12 protein-coding genes are annotated in these 18,885 nt (G+C 34.1%); 7 read left to right on the forward strand and 5 right to left on the reverse strand.

Annotated features, from left to right (window positions below):
- Positions 1-155: 155 nt before the first annotated feature.
- Together B0E44_RS15050 and gyrA are read right to left on the reverse strand one after the other, a co-directional pair.
- Positions 156-1,424: a lipopolysaccharide assembly protein LapB gene (locus B0E44_RS15050; RefSeq protein ID WP_077377033.1), complete on the reverse strand. Its 1,269-nt coding sequence runs from the start codon at positions 1,422-1,424 to the stop codon at positions 156-158.
- 38 nt (positions 1,425-1,462) lie between these two features.
- The gene (gene gyrA / locus B0E44_RS15055; protein WP_077377035.1) at positions 1,463-4,084 is read right to left on the reverse strand and encodes a DNA gyrase subunit A; all 2,622 of its coding nucleotides are present in this window, start codon (positions 4,082-4,084) and stop codon (positions 1,463-1,465) included.
- 261 nt (positions 4,085-4,345) lie between these two features.
- Here gyrA and B0E44_RS15060 point away from each other — a divergent pair, with 261 nt between their 5' ends.
- The 3 genes from B0E44_RS15060 to B0E44_RS15070 all read left to right on the forward strand — a co-directional run bounded on the left by B0E44_RS15060 (position 4,346) and on the right by B0E44_RS15070 (position 8,992).
- A complete protein-coding gene (locus B0E44_RS15060; protein ID WP_077377038.1) occupies positions 4,346-6,913 on the forward strand; it encodes an ATP-dependent Clp protease ATP-binding subunit in 2,568 nt (855 codons plus the stop codon).
- A 138-nt stretch (positions 6,914-7,051) separates the two neighbouring features.
- The gene (rimK, locus tag B0E44_RS15065; RefSeq protein ID WP_077377041.1) at positions 7,052-8,422 is read left to right on the forward strand and encodes a 30S ribosomal protein S6--L-glutamate ligase; all 1,371 of its coding nucleotides are present in this window, start codon (positions 7,052-7,054) and stop codon (positions 8,420-8,422) included.
- Positions 8,423-8,476: 54 nt separating this feature from the next.
- Entirely contained in the window at positions 8,477-8,992 is a 516-nt protein-coding gene (locus B0E44_RS15070; RefSeq protein WP_077377044.1) for a DUF421 domain-containing protein, read from the forward strand.
- Positions 8,993-9,305: 313 nt separating this feature from the next.
- Here the strand turns inward: B0E44_RS15070 and B0E44_RS15075 are convergent, their stop codons facing one another.
- Genes B0E44_RS15075 through hutH form a run of 3 tightly spaced genes read right to left on the reverse strand, consistent with a single transcriptional unit; the run spans position 9,306 to position 12,885 of the window.
- Positions 9,306-10,646, reverse strand: a complete 1,341-nt coding sequence (locus B0E44_RS15075; RefSeq protein ID WP_077377047.1) for an inorganic phosphate transporter — start codon at positions 10,644-10,646, stop codon at positions 9,306-9,308.
- A 29-nt stretch (positions 10,647-10,675) separates the two neighbouring features.
- Entirely contained in the window at positions 10,676-11,320 is a 645-nt protein-coding gene (locus B0E44_RS15080) for a DUF47 domain-containing protein (protein ID WP_077377050.1), read from the reverse strand.
- Between the two features lie 50 nt (positions 11,321-11,370).
- Positions 11,371-12,885, reverse strand: coding sequence for a histidine ammonia-lyase (hutH, locus tag B0E44_RS15085; RefSeq protein WP_077377064.1), 1,515 nt, complete (start codon positions 12,883-12,885; stop codon positions 11,371-11,373).
- A 672-nt stretch (positions 12,886-13,557) separates the two neighbouring features.
- Here hutH and thrA point away from each other — a divergent pair.
- The 4 genes from thrA to B0E44_RS15105 all read left to right on the forward strand — a co-directional run.
- Positions 13,558-16,005 carry a bifunctional aspartate kinase/homoserine dehydrogenase I gene (gene thrA, locus B0E44_RS15090; protein WP_077377053.1) on the forward strand — a complete coding sequence of 816 codons (2,448 nt, stop codon included), beginning with the start codon at positions 13,558-13,560 and terminating at the stop codon, positions 16,003-16,005.
- 83 nt (positions 16,006-16,088) lie between these two features.
- Positions 16,089-17,009 carry a homoserine kinase gene (locus tag B0E44_RS15095; RefSeq protein ID WP_077377056.1) on the forward strand — a complete coding sequence of 307 codons (921 nt, stop codon included), beginning with the start codon at positions 16,089-16,091 and terminating at the stop codon, positions 17,007-17,009.
- 122 nt (positions 17,010-17,131) lie between these two features.
- The gene (thrC, locus tag B0E44_RS15100) at positions 17,132-18,427 is read left to right on the forward strand and encodes a threonine synthase (protein ID WP_077377060.1); all 1,296 of its coding nucleotides are present in this window, start codon (positions 17,132-17,134) and stop codon (positions 18,425-18,427) included.
- A gap of 200 nt (positions 18,428-18,627) precedes the next feature.
- Positions 18,628-18,885: hypothetical protein (locus tag B0E44_RS15105; protein WP_371594766.1), on the forward strand; the 258-nt coding region annotated here is incomplete at its 3' end.

Here is an 18,885-nt window from a genome sequence, read left to right on the forward strand (position 1 = left end):
AACTAACACCATATCCTACTAAAATAATAATATTTTTACAAAAATCACTTTAATCGAAAAGATTAACAATATTACAAATCCTAATCCCATAAAAATAAAAAAATCCTGCATCGAAAATGATTCGAGCAGGATTCAATTTAACTATTTATTAAAAACTACATTTTTGCTTTTAAAGCTTTATATTCTGTAGTCATTTCTAGTGCACTATAGACATTCAATAATGTTTTTGCAACATCAACATTATTAGGTTCTAATGCCACTGCTTTTTCTAAATATGGAATAGTAGCTCTAAACAAATCTTCACGTTTCTTTTTTAATACATTATAACGCTTCATATCCTCTGAAGATGTACCAAGTTTGTTCATTTCATCAATGATAGCTTTTTCATCATCCAATTTCATTGCTGCCATATTAATATATGCATTAATGTATTTCGGATTCAACTCAATAACCTTTGTATAGAATTTCTCTGCTTCACTATAGTTTTTAGCTCCAGCGCTCACCACTCCTAAATTAAATATCAAATCCACATCGTTTGGATTTTTTTCCAAAGCTTCGGATATTAACTTTTTGTAAGTGTCCATATCTTTTGACTCAAGATATAAATTGGCCTCAGTCAATATTAACGAAGTATCGTCTGGATTTGCTTTTCTAGCATCAGAAACTGCTTTTTTGGCTAAATCCATTTTTCCTTGCTGAACATAAATCAAAGCTACGTTTTTATATATTTCGCCTCTTTTTGAAGGAACATTTTCGGTTCTTGGTTTTTCATGAGTTCCCATTTTTACCATACGATCTCTATCCGCTGCATTATTAAAAAAATCTTCTTGACTATTTACCTTATTAACAGCATAATAATAAGTCGCTTTACCGGAATAATTTAACCCTTTCAATTCTTCGTATAGTTTAAGAGCGGTGTCATAATCTTTTGCATTCACATAAGTTGATGCTGCATAATAAAGATTAATAGTGTCTTTTTTCTCTAACAAATAGGCTTCATAAAGTTTTTTTGCTCCCTCTGCATTTTTATTAATTTTAGTATCTTCGATGGCTCCATTGATAAGTTTATTTTTAATTTCCACTATAGATGTTGCCGCTTGTGCTGAATATTTTGATTTTCCTGAAGCGTTTTCAGCAGCCAATAATTCTTGATACGCTTTGGCCGCAAGGCTTAAATTCTTATCTGCTTCAACATTTTTATTTGCTAAATCCAAATATGCATTCCCTTTTACATATAAAAATTGTGCCTTTTCAGCATCAGGTGCATTAGTGGTCAAATATTCGGCTGCTGTCAAAATTGTTATGGCCTCATCCGATTTTCCAGCTTTTAGCGCTTTTTCAGCAGCCTTAATTTCATTTTTTTGAGCAATACTTGCTACTGATAAAAATAATGCTGACGCTATTATTACATATCTACTTTTCATATTAATCTATTTTTATTTATTTACTTTATACAATTGAATTACGCCTCATCATCAGCATCTTCGTCATTCGCGTCATCATCTTCTTCTACTTCCTCATCATTATCTTCCTCATCATCTTCAGCAGCACCATCATCTTCAAGCACTTCTAAGACAGGTTTCACTCTTTCGATTGTAACATCTTCGATAACGTTTCCTTCCTCATCAACAACTACTTCTGCCACATCATCCTTCATAACTTTAGTCACAGCAGCGATTGAATCATTCCCTTTGATATTGATTAATTTAACCCCTTGCGTTGCTCTTCCCATAACCCTTAGGTCTTCAACAGCCATTCGTATGGTTAAACCAGATTTATTGATAATCATTAAATCATCTGCGTCAGTTACAGCGTTTATAGAAATTAATTTACCAGTTTTTTCAGTGATATTAAGTGTTTTAACTCCTTTACCACCACGGTTTGTAATTCTATATTCGTCAAGACTAGAACGTTTTCCGTAACCATTTTCAGCAACCACCAGAATTTCACTGCTCATATCATTTACAGTTACCATTCCAATTACTTCGTCAGTTTCATCTTTTAGTGTAATACCACGAACACCAGAAGCTGTTCTTCCCATTGGACGAGTTTTGGTCTCTTCAAAACGAACTAATTTACCAGATTTAACAGCTAAAATGATTTGGCTTTCTCCATTAGTTAATTTAGCTTCTAACAATTCATCACCTTCTTTAATTGTAATTGCTGCAACACCATTTACTCTAGGTTTAGAATATTTTTCTAAAGATGTTTTCTTAACCTGTCCTTTTTTGGTAACCATAACAAGATTATGGCTGGTAATATATTCTTTATCTTTTAGATCTTGTGTACAAATAAATGCTTTTACTTTATCATCACTTTCAATATTGACTAAGTTTTGAATTGCTCTTCCTTTTGCAGTTTTACTTCCTTCAGGAATTTCATAAACACGCATCCAGAAACATTTCCCTTTTTGAGTAAAGAACATCATGTATTGATGATTGGTTGCTACATACATATGTTCCAAGAAATCTTGATCTCTTGTCCCGGCACTTTTTTGACCAACCCCTCCTCTATTCTGTGTTTTATATTCCGATAAGTTTGTACGTTTGATATAACCCGCATGCGAAATTGTAATAACCACATTTTCATCAGCAATTAAATCTTCGATACTAACATCTCCTCCTGAATACTCAATAGTAGAACGACGCTCATCTCCATATTTTTCACGAATTTCTTCAAGTTCTTCCTTAATCAAAGCCGTTCTTAAATTCACATCTGCCAATAAAGCTTTCAAATGTTCAATTAACTTCATCAGCTCTTCGTATTCCGCTCTTAATTTGTCTTGCTCCAGTCCTGTAAGCTGACGCAAACGCATCTCTACAATTGCTCTTGCCTGAATATCTGACAGATTAAAACGTTCAATTAATTTTTCACGAGCTTCTTCAGTATTTTTAGACCCTCTAATTAACGCAATAACTTCATCAATATTATCCGAAGCAATTATTAAACCTTCTAAAATATGAGCTCTTTCTTCGGCTTTTCTTAATTCAAACTGTGTTCTTCGAACTACAACATCATGACGGTGCTCAATAAAATAATGAATCATATCTTTCAGATTCAGCATTTGAGGACGACCTTTAACCAATGCAATATTGTTTACACTGAAAGATGACTGTAATTGAGTGTATTTATACAGGGTATTCAAAACCACATTTGGCGTTGCATCACGTTTCAGTATATACACGATGCGCATACCGTTTCTATCCGATTCATCTCGAATATTGGCAATACCTTCAATTTTCTTTTCATTAACCAAATCAGCTGTACGCTTAATCATATCGGCTTTATTAACCTGATATGGAATTTCGGTAACAATGATTGATTCTCTACCGTCTACTTCTTCAAAACCAACTTTGGCACGCATAACAATACGTCCTCTACCTGTTTTAAAAGCTTCACGGACTCCTTCATAACCATATATTACACCTCCAGTAGGGAAATCTGGAGCTTTAATATGATTCATTAATTCATCGATTTCAATATCATTATTATCAAGATACGCTAACGTACCATTGATAACTTCGGTTAAGTTATGAGGGGGCATATTGGTAGCCATACCAACTGCAATTCCAGTTGCTCCGTTTACCAATAAAGTAGGAACCCTTGTTGGCATAACCTTTGGTTCATATAAAGTATCATCAAAGTTCAATTGAAAATCAACTGTTTCTTTTTCGATATCTGCCATAATTTCTTCCGAAATTTTACGCATTCTAGCCTCCGTATAACGCATTGCTGCTGGACTATCACCATCAACAGAACCAAAGTTACCTTGTCCATCAACCAATAAATAACGCATACTCCACTCTTGAGCCATACGAACCATGGCATCATAAACCGAGGTATCTCCGTGTGGGTGATACTTTCCTAAAACTTCCCCAACTATTCTCGCCGATTTTTTGTGGGCAGATCTTGAATTAACTCCCAAATCATACATTCCATAAAGTACTCTTCGATGTACTGGTTTCAAGCCATCTCTTACATCAGGAAGCGCTCTTGAGACAATTACAGACATCGAATAGTCGATGTAAGCTGATTTCATTTCATCTTCAATGTTAATAGGAATTAACTTTTCTCCGTCAGACATAATATATTCTTAAATTAAAATTATTTTGTTTTAAAAAATCCCGCTAATATAACCTTTCTCAATATGTTTTCACTAATAAATAGGCAGAAATTTATTCAATTTATCAACAAATTTTTATTTCCATTTGGTTAATAAATTAAGTAGACTTTAACTATATGTTCTTCATTTTTTTTGTCAATTAGCGGTAGGAGTTTTTAAAGGTATGATTTTTGCTTTTGATTATCTTATTTACTAAATTTACAATAACAATACCTAAACAATATGGATGATAATTTTTCACCTAGAGTAAAAGACGTTATTACTTATAGCAAAGAAGAGGCATTACGCCTTGGACATGACTTTATAGGTACTGAACATTTGATGCTTGGCATTCTAAGGGATGGAAATGGTAAAGCTATTCACATCCTTAACAACCTTTCTGTAGATCTTGACCATTTGAGAAGGAAGGTTGAAATCCTAAGCCCCGCCAGCCCTAGCATTGATATTAGTGTAGAAAAGAAAAATTTACATCTGACACGTCAAGCAGAACGTGCTTTGAAGACTACTTTTTTAGAAGCAAAAGTCTTTCAAAGTTCATCAATCAGCACTGCACACTTACTGTTGTGTATCTTGAGAAACGAAAATGATCCTACAACCAAGCTATTAAATAAACTTAAAATCGATTATGATATAGCTAAAGAACAATACATCAATATGACTCCAAACGAAGATGATTTTTTAGAAAACTTGCCAAAAAACGAATCTTATAATGACGATTCAGGACAAGATGACAGCCTCAAAGAAGGTAATTTCAATAATCCCGCCAATAAATCAAATAAAAAATCTAAAACTCCAGTACTTGACAATTTTGGAAGAGATTTGACAGAAATGGCAGAAGAGGGGAAATTAGATCCTGTGGTAGGGCGTGAAAAAGAAATAGAACGTGTTTCTCAAATTTTGAGCCGACGTAAAAAGAACAATCCTTTATTAATAGGTGAACCAGGTGTTGGTAAATCAGCTATTGCTGAAGGGCTTGCCTTACGAATCATTCAAAAGAAAGTTTCCCGTATATTATTCAACAAACGTGTAGTGACTCTTGATTTAGCAAGCCTTGTCGCTGGAACTAAATACAGAGGGCAGTTTGAAGAAAGAATGAAAGCCGTAATGAATGAATTGGAAAAAAATGACGACATTATTCTTTTCATTGATGAAATTCATACAATTGTTGGTGCTGGAGGAGCAACTGGCTCACTAGACGCTTCCAATATGTTCAAACCTGCATTATCAAGAGGAGAAATTCAATGTATAGGCGCGACTACATTAGACGAATACCGTCAATACATAGAAAAAGATGGCGCACTTGAAAGACGTTTCCAAAAAGTAATTGTAGAACCGACTTCTGTTGAAGAAACAATCACTATTTTGAACAACATTAAAAACAAATATGAAGACCATCATAATGTAATTTACACACCTGAAGCCATTGAAGCTTGTGTAAAATTAACGAATCGATATATGTCTGAACGTTTTTTACCGGACAAAGCTATTGATGCTTTGGACGAAGCCGGATCTCGTGTTCACATTACCAATATTGACGTTCCAAAACAAATATTAGATCTGGAACGACAATTGGAAGAAGTTCGCGAGTTGAAAAACTTGGTTGTCAAAAAACAAAAGTATGAAGAAGCGGCAAAGCTTCGTGATGACGAGAAAAAAATAGAAAAAGATTTAGCCATAGCACAAGAGCAATGGGAAGAAGATTCTAAAAACAACAGGATATTGGTTACTGAAGATAATGTTGCTGATGTTGTATCTATGATGACTGGAATTCCAGTAAATCGTATTGCACAAACTGAAAGCAACAAACTAGCCAAATTGCCTGAGCTTATTCAAAATAAAGTAATTGGACAAAACGAAGCAGTTTTAAAAATCGCCCGTTCTATTCAAAGAAATCGCGCTGGATTGAAAGACCCAAACAAACCGATTGGTTCTTTTATCTTCCTAGGTCAAACTGGTGTTGGAAAAACGCAGTTAGCGAAAGTTCTCGCTAAGGAATTATTTGATTCTGAGGACGCATTGGTTCGAATTGACATGAGTGAATACATGGAGAAATTTGCGATTTCAAGATTGGTTGGAGCGCCTCCAGGATACGTAGGCTACGAAGAAGGAGGTCAATTAACTGAAAAAGTTCGTAGAAAACCTTATTGTGTAGTGTTACTTGATGAAATTGAAAAAGCACATCCTGATGTTTTCAACATGATGCTTCAAGTGCTTGATGATGGATTTTTAACAGACAGTTTAGGCCGTAAAATTGATTTCAAGAATACGATCATCATTATGACCTCTAATGTTGGTGCTCGTCAATTGAAAGATTTCGGACAGGGAGTTGGATTTGGTACTGCTGCCAAAATTGCACAAGCCGATGATAATTCTAAGAGCGTTATTGAAAATGCTCTAAAGAAAACTTTTGCACCTGAATTTTTGAACAGAATTGATGATGTAATTGTATTCAACACTTTAGAAAAAGAAGATATCAATCTAATCATTGAAATCGAGTTAAAAAAACTTTATGACCGCATCGAAGAGCTAGGCTATCAGTTAAAATTATCTGATAAAGCCAAAGCATTTATCGCCGATAAAGGTTTTGATAAACAATTTGGCGCAAGACCATTAAAAAGAGCGATTCAGAAATATGTTGAAGATACATTGGCTGAAGAAATTATAACTTCAAAAATTGCATCTGGTGATGAAATTTTTATGGATATTGCAGATGGTGCACAAGAATTAACCGTAAATATCCATAAGGCAGAAGAACCAACCAATCAAGCTGAAGAGCCTACTAATCAATAATTTAAAATAAAATACTACATAACAAACCCGTTACGTTTTAATAACATAACGGGTTTGTTTTTTATAGGATATTATCGTATTTTTTTAAAAACAAATATCTACATTTGATAGTTATAAAATGACCAACAAAATTTATTTATGTTTCAAAACAAAGTCATACTGGGTAGCGAAGAATGGTGCTCTTTTCCAGAATTAGGAATTCCTACAATTAAAGCTCGTGTCGATTCTGGCGCAAAAACATCAGCTTTACATGCCATCAATATTGCTCCATTTATAAAAAATGATGCTAATTGGGTAAAGTTTGACATTAATCCTATACAAAATAACATAAAAACCGTTATCCATTGTGAAGCTCCAATGGTTGACAAACGAATCGTAAAAAGTTCTAGTGGTTTCAGAGAACACCGGTATGTTATTCAGACTCAAATTGCTATTGGTGATTCGAAATGGCCTATTGAAATGACCTTAACTAATCGTGATTCAATGGGTTTTAGAATGCTTTTGGGACGAGAAGCCATGAGTGGAAGAATATTGGTTGACCCAGAGCAAAAATATCTTTTAGGACAACCCACCACAGAAAGTCTAGCTGAACTATATAAAAATTCTGAGAAAGCAAGCTCTGGTTTAAGAATAGGTCTTTTGGCTAGCAATCCCGAATTATATAGCAACAAAAGAATTATGGAAGCTGGAGAAATGCGTGGTCACGAAATGCATTTTTTAAACATAAAAGAATGCTATATGAAATTGGATGCCAAAACACCAGAAATTCATTATCGTGGCGGAAAAATATTAAATCAATTTGACGCAATCATCCCTAGAATTAGACCAAGTATCACCTTTTATGGTTGTGCCTTAACTAGACAGTTTGAAGCCTTGAAAGTATATTGTTTAAACTCATCGACTGCTATTACGCAATCTAGAGACAAACTATTTTCTTTACAATTATTATTAAATCACGGTGTAGACATCCCAACGACTGGATTTGCTAATTCCCCTTTGGATACCGATAATTTAATCAAAATGGTTGGAGGTTCACCACTTATTGTAAAATTACTGGAAGGAACTCAAGGAAAAGGTGTCGTATTGGCAGAAACCAAAAAGGCTGCAGAAAGTGTAATCAATGCATTCAAAAGTCTCAATGCCAACATATTGGTTCAGGAATTCATCAAAGAAGCCAATGGAAAAGATATCCGTTGTTTTGTAATTGATGGCAAAGTTGTTGCCGCAATCCAAAGAGAAGCTATGCCGGGTGAATTTAGAGCCAATATACATTTGGGCGGAACAGCATCGGTAATTAAAGTTACAGCTGAAGAGAAAAAGATTGCCATAAAAGCTGCTAAAGCAATGGATTTAAAAGTTGCTGGTGTTGATATTATCCGCTCCGCAAAAGGGCCTTTATTACTTGAAGTAAACTCTTCTCCAGGACTCGAAGGAATTGAAGGTGCTACCAATAAAGATATTGCCGGAGAAATGATTAAAGCGATTGAGAAAAACTTTAAGATAAAATAGAGCGGAAATAGCAATGGCAATATCAATATCAATGGTAAATCTGAAATCCAAACTATGAATCCTTACCTAGACATCGTCATTCGCAGTGCTGCTGTATATTTATTCATGGTTATTGCATTGCGTATTTTTGGCAAAAAAGAATTATCCCAACTCAATACTGCCGATGTGATTTTGATTTTACTGATAAGCAACTCAGTGCAAAATGCAATGGTGGGAAACAACACAACCCTTTGGGGAGGTTTAGCGGCGGCATCGATACTTTTTATCATTAATTATATTTTGAAAAAATTAATGTATAAGTTCAAACCGTTTAGTGATTTTATGCTCGAAAAACCAGAAATTCTTATTCACAATGGAACTTTAGATTTCAAAAACTTAAGTAAGTTAAACATTACTTCGGATGAATTGAAAGAAGCCATGAGAGAACATGGTGTAGAAAATTTTAAAGATGTAAAGCTTGCAATGCTAGAAATTGATGGAAATATAAGCATCATTACTGGTGAAAATAATTTAAAGCAAACCAATTACAAACGCAGAAAAAACCATAAAAATTTAATTCAGGGGAATTAGCTCTGCCGTAAAATCTTCTTAAACTCACTTCATTCCTAAAACCACAACTGTTGACATAGAATTGAATTTTGCTTTATGAAAAGCTAATAAAAGTACTAAACTCATCATTTAGTCCAGATGGAAACGGCATCTCCCGATAAAGAAAAACAAGGCTTTTTTGCCGTAGTTTTTGTTAATCGGGAATACAGTGGACAGCTGGAGAACTGCTGATAATTACAGAATTTATTTTGCTCCAAAAAATATAAACACAAATTTTAAGACATAAAAAAACCATTCGGATTGCGAATGGTTTTTTTATAATGTGAAAATTATTTTATAAAAATATATTTAGAAACCAATATATTAGCGCAGCCAGTAATGCAGAAACAGGAATAGTTAGTACCCAAGCCCAAATTAAACTTACTGTTACTCCCCAACGTACCGCTGAGACTCTTTTTGTCAAACCTACACCAATAATAGATCCTGTAATAGTATGTGTTGTACTTACCGGCACTTTAAAATGCTCTGTGAAATAAAGTGTCAAAGCTCCTGCTGTTTCAGCTGCTACTCCTTCAAAAGAAGTTACTTTGGTAATTTTGGAACCCATTGTTTTTACAATTTTCCAACCTCCACTTAAAGTTCCCGCTGCAATTGCGGAATAACATGCTAAAGGAATCCAACTAGGCATTTTAAATTCAACACCATCTGACGGAAGTACTACATCTAGCCATGCATCCATATGCACACCAGGGTTTGTGTTGATATATACTGCAACAGCTGCAGCAATGATACCCATTACTTTTTGTGAATCATTACCACCATGTCCTAAACTAAACGCAGCTGAAGATAGTAATTGCATTTTTTTCAATGCTGCATCAGCTTGATGAAGATTTAGACTGCTAAATATCAAGCAAAAAAGACTTACTGTTAATACAATGAAAGCTACCAAAAACCATTTTATATTGTGAGGTTCAAATGCTACACTCCAAAAAATCGAATTTTCAAAACGAGGAATTCCTCCATCTTTTATAATCTCTTCATAAGGAATCATTTGATTATACACAAACCAAACAGTTAATATCATTAATCCTATTGTAAATAATTTAGGATAAATACTTTTACGAGAAGCATTCAATAACCAGATGGAAATTAAATACGAAGCCATTGCCCCCATTAACGGAGCTAAAACTATAAATGCAACAATAATCAGTACTCCAGAAGGCATTCCCCCATCTTTTCCAGCTTTGTACCAGCTCACAATATCATACCAATGTTGTATTTTACCATCCGCATCAACATAACCTGAAAAACCATGAACGGCGATGGCGTGAGCTAAAGCGGCACCAGCAAAACCTCCAATTAAAGTATGAGAAGAACTTGAAGGAATTCCAAGCCACCAGGTCAATAAATTCCAAACAATTGCAGCAATGACCCCAGCCAAGATAACGACAAGATTAATATCCATCGTGTGAGCTGTTTTGGCAACTGTATCTGCCACTCCAAAACCAAAAACCCAATAGGCTAAAAAGTTAAAAAAAGCTGCCCACAAAACCGCTTGGAACGGCGATAAAACCTTGGTTGCAACAACAGTAGCAATAGCATTCGCAGCATCATGGAAACCATTGATGTAATCAAAAATTAATGCTAGAACTATAATAATTAATAGTAAAGTCATATCAATATCTTCAGAATGAATAGATTAAATTAAGAATGTTTTACCGTAATAGACTCTAAAACACTTGCAACACTCTTACATTTATCAGTTGCAGATTCTAAAACTGACAATACTTCTTTATATTTAATGATATTTTTAGCATCGGTTTCGTTTTCGAAAATTTCAAAAACAGCTTTATTATAAACCATATCCGATTTGTTTTCCAACTTATTGATTTTTGCACAAGCGTTGGTGATCGTTTTCATATTGCTCAAGTTTTTCAACTCTTTTACCGCAACATCAATATTTTGACAGGCCTCTAGATTGATTTCTGTCATTTTACGAATTGATTTCGTGATTTTATCTACTTGATACAAACGCATTCTTGAAGCAGCACCGTGAAGATAATCGGCTACATAATCAATTGAAGTGATCAGAGAGTGAATATCTTCCCTATCAAAAGGAGTAATAAAATTTCTACTCAATTCTAAATTGGTTTGACGCGTAATGTCTTCTCCTTTTTGCTCTAATTCATCTATTTTGATAAAAAGAACTTCTCTTTCTTTCAAAGGAAGATTTACCGCTTCGTGCAAAATTGAAGCCAATTCGATTAAATTACTTGATGCTTCTTCGAAAAGAGGAAAGAACTTTTTGTCTTTTGGAACTAGAAATTGAAAAATACTATTTAATGACATTTTTTATGTTTTTTAGTAGTGCAAAATTAATTCATTATTTAAAGCTAATGTTAAGCTAATGTTAACAAATCCTCTTCGATTTGAAAACTGTTAAGAAAACCAACAGTTTTCTCAATATCATAATGAAGAATTCTGTCTTCTTTTACCAAAGGAACTTCAGCCCTGTAAGATTTTAGAAACATCTCTATAAAATCACTTGAATGCAAAGGTCTGCGGTATTCAATCGCTTGTGAAGCATTCATCAATTCGATAGCCAAAATACGTTCCAAATTATCCATCACACGTAAACATTTGGTTGCTCCATTAGCTCCCATACTCACATGATCTTCCTGACCATTACTTGAAACTATGCTATCTACACTCGAAGGAGTTGCCAACTGTTTGTTTTGACTTGCAATACTTGCGGCTGTGTATTGTGGAATCATAAATCCAGAATTCAATCCTGGATTATCAACCAAGAACGCAGGAAGATTACGCAATCCCGAAATCAATTGATACGTTCTGCGTTCAGAAATACTTCCAAGTTCTGCCAAAGCAATTGCCATAAAATCTAAGGCCAAAGCCAAAGGTTGCCCATGAAAATTCCCTCCCGAAATAATCTGATCACTCTCTATGAATATATTTGGATTATCAGTAACCGAATTGATTTCGGTTTTAAAAACTTTTTTCACGTAATCAAATGCATCTTTTGAAGCACCATGTACTTGTGGAATACAACGGAAAGAATATGGATCTTGAACATGTGTTTTAGCCTGTTCAATAATTTCACTTCCATCCAAAAATTCCTTTACTCTTTTGGCTGTAGCAATTTGACCATTATGAGGACGTATATAATGTATCAACTCATTAAAAGGTTCAATTCTGCCATCAAAACCTTCCAATGAAATTGTCCCAATTAAATCGGCTAAAAATGAAAACTTATTTGCTTTCATTAAGATATGTGCTCCATAAGCACTCATGAATTGAGTTCCATTTAATAATGCCAAACCTTCTTTTGACTTTAAGACAATAGGTTCCCAACCAAAATGTTTCAACACTTCGCTTGAATGCACTTTTTTATCTTCGAACCAAACTTCCCCTTCACCCAATAAAGGCAATGATAAATGTGCCAAAGGTGCTAAATCTCCAGATGCTCCAAGTGAACCCTGAGTATAAATAACTGGTAATATATCATTATTGTAAAAATCTATCAGTCGATCCACTGTTTGTAATTGCACACCGGAATGTCCATAACTTAAAGATTGAATTTTAAGTAATAACATCAATTTTACAATATCGTTTGGCACTTCCTCCCCTGTTCCACAAGAATGTGACTTTACGAGATTTTCTTGAAGTTTAGAAAGGTTTTCATTTGAAATTTTTACATTACAAAGTGATCCAAAACCAGTATTGATTCCGTAAATGGGTTCCGAATGAGAAGCCATTTTAGTATCCAAGTATTTTCTACACTTTAAGATATTAGTTTTTGCAGTCTCAGAAAGAGCAATAGATTTATTATGAGAAATAATCTCTTGTAATACCTCGAAAGAAAGCAATTCGGTACTTATATAATGTGTATTCTCCATTTTGTTTGAATTTAAGACTTCAAAATTCCATAAATCAATATTAAAAAGCAATGATTTTTGATAATAATTTAAAAAACCATTCAAAATAAAGTTTTCAATAGCTTTCCAACTTCGATATTTACTTTAAATCTTTTGCCTTTTTAAAAAATTGTTCGGTCAATTATCTTTTTCTAAGCAAAACATAACCTTTTTATACAATGAATTAGTATCAAAACCAGGAAATTCCACAAATTAAAACAAGGATAATCTCAACAAACAAAGAAATAAATTATACAAAATTAAATTTAAATCCATATTGAATTTAAATATTAAACTATTCGCAAAAATACCTCATAAAGCTTTATTTTTTGATGAAAAACTGTACTTTTGTGAAATCAAAATGAAAAATTTTAACAGCACATATCATCCTTCGATAACAACTCAAATTTGGGTTGCACTTGCTGTTACAACTACATCTACTACAACTACTACCCCTTAGGGGTATACATTTTACATATAATCCAGTTGCTGTACTTTTTTCTTAAAGAAAGATAGTCATGGGTGTATAGAAGCCTTTTGCAATTTAAAATAAAAAAACACAATATAAATATCGTTAGGATTTCAAATACTGATGATCATATAAAATAGCGATACTAAATTACATCAAAATAAATACATAATAATATCTACCATATGAGAGTATTAAAATTTGGCGGAACTTCGGTAGCCAATGCAGAAAACATAAAACTAGTTTTAGATATAGTCATTCATAAAGCACAAGAAGAAAAGCTTGTTGTTGTTGTATCAGCCTTAAGCAAAGTAACAGATTTATTACAATTGGCTGCATCCAAAGCAGCTGCAAATGATGAAAGTTTTAAAGATATTGTTACTGAAATCGAGAAAAAACATTTAGAAGCACTTAAACAACTGATTCCTGTTAGTGAACAAAGTGGCCTGTTAAGTCATATCAAAAGAATCATCAATCACTTGGAAACATTGCTTGATGGCTGTTTCTTACTGGGAGAATTATCCCCAAGAACTTTGGATACCATTCTGAGTTTTGGTGAATTATTATCTTCTTATATCATTGCAGAAGCTTTAAAACAAAAGTTAAAAAACAGTAACTACAAAGACAGCCGAGAATTGATTAAAACCAACAATCAATTTGGGAAAGCAGCAGTAAACTTTGAGCTTTCAAACCAACTAATTGCAGACTTTTTTGCATCTAATGAAAAACAAGTAGTTGTAATGCCCGGCTTTATTGCTACTTCTGAAGATGGAATCAATACTACTTTAGGACGTGGCGGTTCAGATTACACAGCAGCAATTATTGCTGGAGCATTAAATTCGACAGATTTAGAAATTTGGACAGACGTAAATGGAATGTTTACTGCTAATCCAAAAATTGTAAAACAGGCGCAACCTATAGCTACAATATCTTACCAAGAAGCAATGGAATTGTCTCATTTTGGTGCCAAAGTATTGTATCCGCCGACAATCCAGCCTGTTTTAAGAAAAAACATACCAATAATAATCAAGAACACTTTCGAGCCAAGTGCCGAAGGAACTTTGATTTCCAATATTGTTACACCACATACCAACCCAGTAAAAGGAATAACACATATTGACAACATTACTTTGGTAACTCTGGAAGGCTCCGGAATGATTGGAGTTGCTGGTTCTTCCAAAAGATTATTTGAGGTTTTATCAAATGAATGCATCAACGTAATTTTTATTACTCAAGCTTCATCCGAGCATTCTATATGTATTGGTATTTTAAATTCGGATGCCGAAACTGCTGAAATAGCTATCAATAAAGCTTTTCAAATCGAAATTGCACAAAACAAAATTGACCCTTGTATCGTAGAACAAAATCTTTGCATTATCGCTTTGGTTGGTGAAAACATGAAGAATCATCAAGGTTTAAGTGGAAGAATGTTTAGCACTTTAGGAAAAAACAATGTCAATATTCGTGCGATAGCCCAAGGTGCTTCCGAAAGAAACATCTCGGTAGTTATCAATGAAAGAGACGTCAAAAAAGCGTTGAACACTTTACACGAAAACTTCTTCGAAGAAAACACTAAGCAATTAAACTTGTTTGTAATGGGTGTTGGAAATGTGGGTGAGAAATTCATAGAACAAATCCATCAGCAGAAAAAATTCTTAAAAGAAAATTTAAAAATAAACGTAAGAGTTATTGCTGTTTCCAATTCTAGAAAAATGTATTTTGATGAAGACGGAATGCCTCTGAAAGAATGGCAATCACTTCTTGAAAAAGGAGAGTCAGCCAACAGAGAGCAATTTATTGCCAATGTAAAAGCACTCAATTTACGTAACAGTATTTTTGTGGATATCACTGCCAATGAAGAAGTCTCAAAAACATACGATCAATATTTGAAACAAAACGTAGCTGTAGTAACTTGCAACAAAATTGCTTGTTCATCGGCTTATGATAATTACAAAAACCTAAAAAGTTTATCCCGTAAATTCAATGCGCCTTTCCTTTTTGAAACTAATGTTGGAGCTGGATTACCAATTATAGATACAGTAAAAAACTTAATTGCTTCTGGTGATAAAGTACACAAAATACAAGCTGTTTTGTCAGGTAGTTTAAACTTTATTTTTAATAATTTCGATAAAAACAACACTTTTCATGACGTAGTTAAAGAAGCTGGAGTTCAAGGTTTTACAGAACCAGACCCAAAGATTGATTTAAGTGGAATTGACGTAGCTAGAAAGATCCTTATTTTGATTCGTGAAAGCGGCTATCAAATGGAAATTAAAGATATTGAAAACAAATCTTTCCTTCCAAAAGACTGTATGGGAACTACTAATAATGAGGCTTTTTTCGCTTCATTAAAAGAACATGCAAAACACTTTGAATCCATTTTGGCAGAAGCCAATCAAAAAGAAAGTCGACTAAAATTTGTGGCTCAATTTGAAGATGGAAAAGCAAGCGTAGGTTTGCAATTCATCCCAAAGGATCACCCATTTTACAATTTGGAAGGAAAAGACAATATCGTTTTATTCTATACAGATCGTTACGTTGATCAACCGTTATTAATAAAAGGTGCTGGTGCAGGAGCAGCGGTTACAGCTTCTGGAATTTTTGCCGATGTAATTAGAATAGGAAATGTTTAAAAAAAGTTGCTGAGATACTGAGAATCTAAGATGCTAAGTCATCTCAGAAACTTAGAAACTTAGCTTCTTAGAATCTTAAAAAAATGACAGAAATAAAAATATTTTGCCCCGCTACTATCGCGAATCTTTCGTGTGGTTTTGATGTACTCGGACTTTGCTTGGCTACTGCAGGCGATGAAATGATTGTTCGCAAATCGGATGTGAAAGGAGTTCGTATTACTAAAATAGTAGGTGCCGATTTACCATTGGAAACCGAAAACAATGTCGCTGGAGTTGCTGCCTTGGCAATGTTGGAGGAAATCGAAACTGAATTTGGTTTTGAAATCGAAATCTACAAACATATCAAAGCGGGAAGCGGTATCGGTAGTAGCGCTGCCAGTTCAGCGGGCGCTGTTTTTGGCATCAACGAATTGTTGGAGCGACCATTCACCAGAAAAGAATTGGTAAAATTTGCCATGCAAGGGGAAAAATTAGCCAGCGGAAATGCTCATGCCGACAATGTTGCCCCTGCCCTTTTGGGAGGTTTTACATTGGTAAGATGTTCGAATCCTTTGGATATCATTAAAATTGAGAGCCCATCAGAATTATATGCTACAGTGGTTCATCCTCAAATTGAGTTGAAAACATCGGATGCCCGTTCGGTATTAAAGCAAACTGTTTCACTGAAAAGTGCCATTACCCAATGGGGAAATGTTGGCGGATTGGTAGCCGGGCTTTACACTCAGGATTATGAATTAATCGGTCGTTCTTTGCACGATGAAATCATAGAACCTATCCGCAGCATGCTGATTCCGGGATTCGATTTAATCAAGCAAACGGCTTATGAAAATGGAGCTTTGGGTTCAGGAATTTCGGGTTCTGGTCCTTCTATTTTTGCTTTAAGCAAAGGAAAAGAAAACGCAGATAAAATTGCCAAAGCAATGAGCGCCGTTTACGAAGAAATGAATTTGCCTTATGAAATTCACGTTTCCAAAGTGAATGACGAAGGAATTAGAACGCTTTAAGCCGTAAGCTATAGGCTGTAAGCTGATCACTATAAAATAAATAAATAATCGAAGGCTATAATTGAACACAAAGGCAAAAAAAGCTTAAAGCCTATTGCCTAAAGCCTAAAGCAATTAAAAAAATGAAATATTACAGCTTAAACCATAATGCACCAAACGTTTCTTTTCAGGAAGCGGTAATACAAGGATTGGCAACCGATAAAGGATTGTATTTTCCAGAAACTATTACTCCACTAGCTCCAAGTTTTTTTGAGGCTATCGAAAGTTTATCTCACGAGGAAATCGCTTTTGAAGCGATCAAACAATTTGTGGGAGACGAAATCCCTGCCGAAACTTTAAAACAAATCATAGCCGAAACTTTATGTTTTGATTTCCCATTGGTAGAAGTCGAAAACGGAATCTATTCCCTTGAGTTATTTCACGGTCCAACTATGGCGTTCAAAGATGTAGGTGCAAGATTTATGTCTCGTTGCCTGGCTTATTTCAATAAAGACAGCAAAAACAATAAAAACACTGTGCTTGTAGCGACTTCCGGAGATACAGGAGGTGCCGTTGCCAGTGGATTTCTTGGTGTGAACGGTGTTGATGTCGTGATTCTTTACCCTTCAGGAAAAGTGAGTGACATTCAGGAAAGACAATTAACTACTTTAGGGCAAAACATAAAAGCACTTGAAGTGGATGGTGTTTTTGACGATTGCCAAGACATGGTCAAAAAAGCATTTCTTGACGAAAGTTTAAGCCATATGCAATTAACATCTGCCAATTCGATTAATATTGCGCGTTGGTTACCTCAAATGTTTTACTTCTTTTTTGCTTACAAAGCACTGAAAGCACAAAACAAATCATTAGTATTCTCTTGTCCAAGCGGAAACTTCGGAAATATTTGTGCAGGTATTATTGCTAAGAAATTAGGATTACCTATCGAGCATTTTGTGGCTTCAACCAATGTAAACGATACAGTTCCAAGATTCCTTTCTAGCGGAATTTACGATCCAAAACCATCTATTGCTACCATTTCGAATGCTATGGATGTTGGGAATCCAAGTAACTTTATTCGTATCCAGGAGATGTACCAAAATGATTTGGAACAATTCAAAAAAGATTTTAGTTCATACACATTTACTGATGCTGAAACTTTGGTGGCATTAAAAGCCATTTATAACGAAAGAGGCTATATCGCCGAACCGCACGGAGCTGTTGGTTATTTAGGATTGAAAAAAGAATTACTGAACATACCAAACGCAATTGGTGTTTTCTTGGAAACGGCGCATCCTATCAAGTTTCTGGACGTAGTAGAACCAGCTTTGGGCGTTACTTTGCCCCTGCCGACACAAATAGAAAACGTGATGAACAAAGAGAAAGTAAGCGTTAAAATTTCAACTTATGATGAATTGAAAGCTTTCTTGAATTCAAAATAATTCTGCTAAAAGAGGTTTTTCAAACCATATAAGTAATATAAGACCATTTAAGTTTTGCTAGTGATTAGTGAAATTTAAATGGTTTTTCTTTTGAAAAATTATCTGATATTTTTTTTTTACAGAGAAAAACACAAATTTTATTTTAGTCGTAAATAGCGTATTTAATATGAATTAAGTTACTTTTGAAAAAACAAAAAAACATGAACAAGCCTGAAATAATATTAGCTATTGAAAATCATTATAAAATAACTCTAAATCAAAAAAACAAAAAATATCCTCTATTAGATTACAAAAATAAAAACACTTTTGAACTCAATGATAGAATGGAAATCATTGGGTTAAATTTAAGTGGTAATCAAATTTTTGACAATTCTATTCTTGAAAATTTAACTTTGCTAAATCATTTATCTTTAGAAAACAATGAAATTACTGATATATTATTTTTAAAAAATTTAACA

Source organism: Flavobacterium sp. A45, from assembly GCF_002001005.1.
GTDB lineage: Bacteria > Bacteroidota > Bacteroidia > Flavobacteriales > Flavobacteriaceae > Flavobacterium.

Excerpts from the sequence above, each read along its gene's own strand:
- B0E44_RS15070 (WP_077377044.1), top strand. The coding sequence starts at position 8,477 with ATGAATCCTTACCTAGACATCGTCATTCGCAGTGCTGCTGTATATTTA.
- B0E44_RS15060 (WP_077377038.1), top strand. The coding sequence starts at position 4,346 with ATGGATGATAATTTTTCACCTAGAGTAAAAGACGTTATTACTTATAGC.
- thrC (WP_077377060.1), top strand. The coding sequence starts at position 17,132 with ATGAAATATTACAGCTTAAACCATAATGCACCAAACGTTTCTTTTCAG.
- hutH (WP_077377064.1), bottom strand. The coding sequence starts at position 12,885 with ATGGAGAATACACATTATATAAGTACCGAATTGCTTTCTTTCGAGGTA.
- B0E44_RS15050 (WP_077377033.1), bottom strand. The coding sequence starts at position 1,424 with ATGAAAAGTAGATATGTAATAATAGCGTCAGCATTATTTTTATCAGTA.
- gyrA (WP_077377035.1), bottom strand. The coding sequence starts at position 4,084 with ATGTCTGACGGAGAAAAGTTAATTCCTATTAACATTGAAGATGAAATG.
- B0E44_RS15075 (WP_077377047.1), bottom strand. The coding sequence starts at position 10,646 with ATGACTTTACTATTAATTATTATAGTTCTAGCATTAATTTTTGATTAC.
- B0E44_RS15080 (WP_077377050.1), bottom strand. The coding sequence starts at position 11,320 with ATGTCATTAAATAGTATTTTTCAATTTCTAGTTCCAAAAGACAAAAAG.
- B0E44_RS15095 (WP_077377056.1), top strand. The coding sequence starts at position 16,089 with ATGACAGAAATAAAAATATTTTGCCCCGCTACTATCGCGAATCTTTCG.
- rimK (WP_077377041.1), top strand. The coding sequence starts at position 7,052 with ATGTTTCAAAACAAAGTCATACTGGGTAGCGAAGAATGGTGCTCTTTT.
- thrA (WP_077377053.1), top strand. The coding sequence starts at position 13,558 with ATGAGAGTATTAAAATTTGGCGGAACTTCGGTAGCCAATGCAGAAAAC.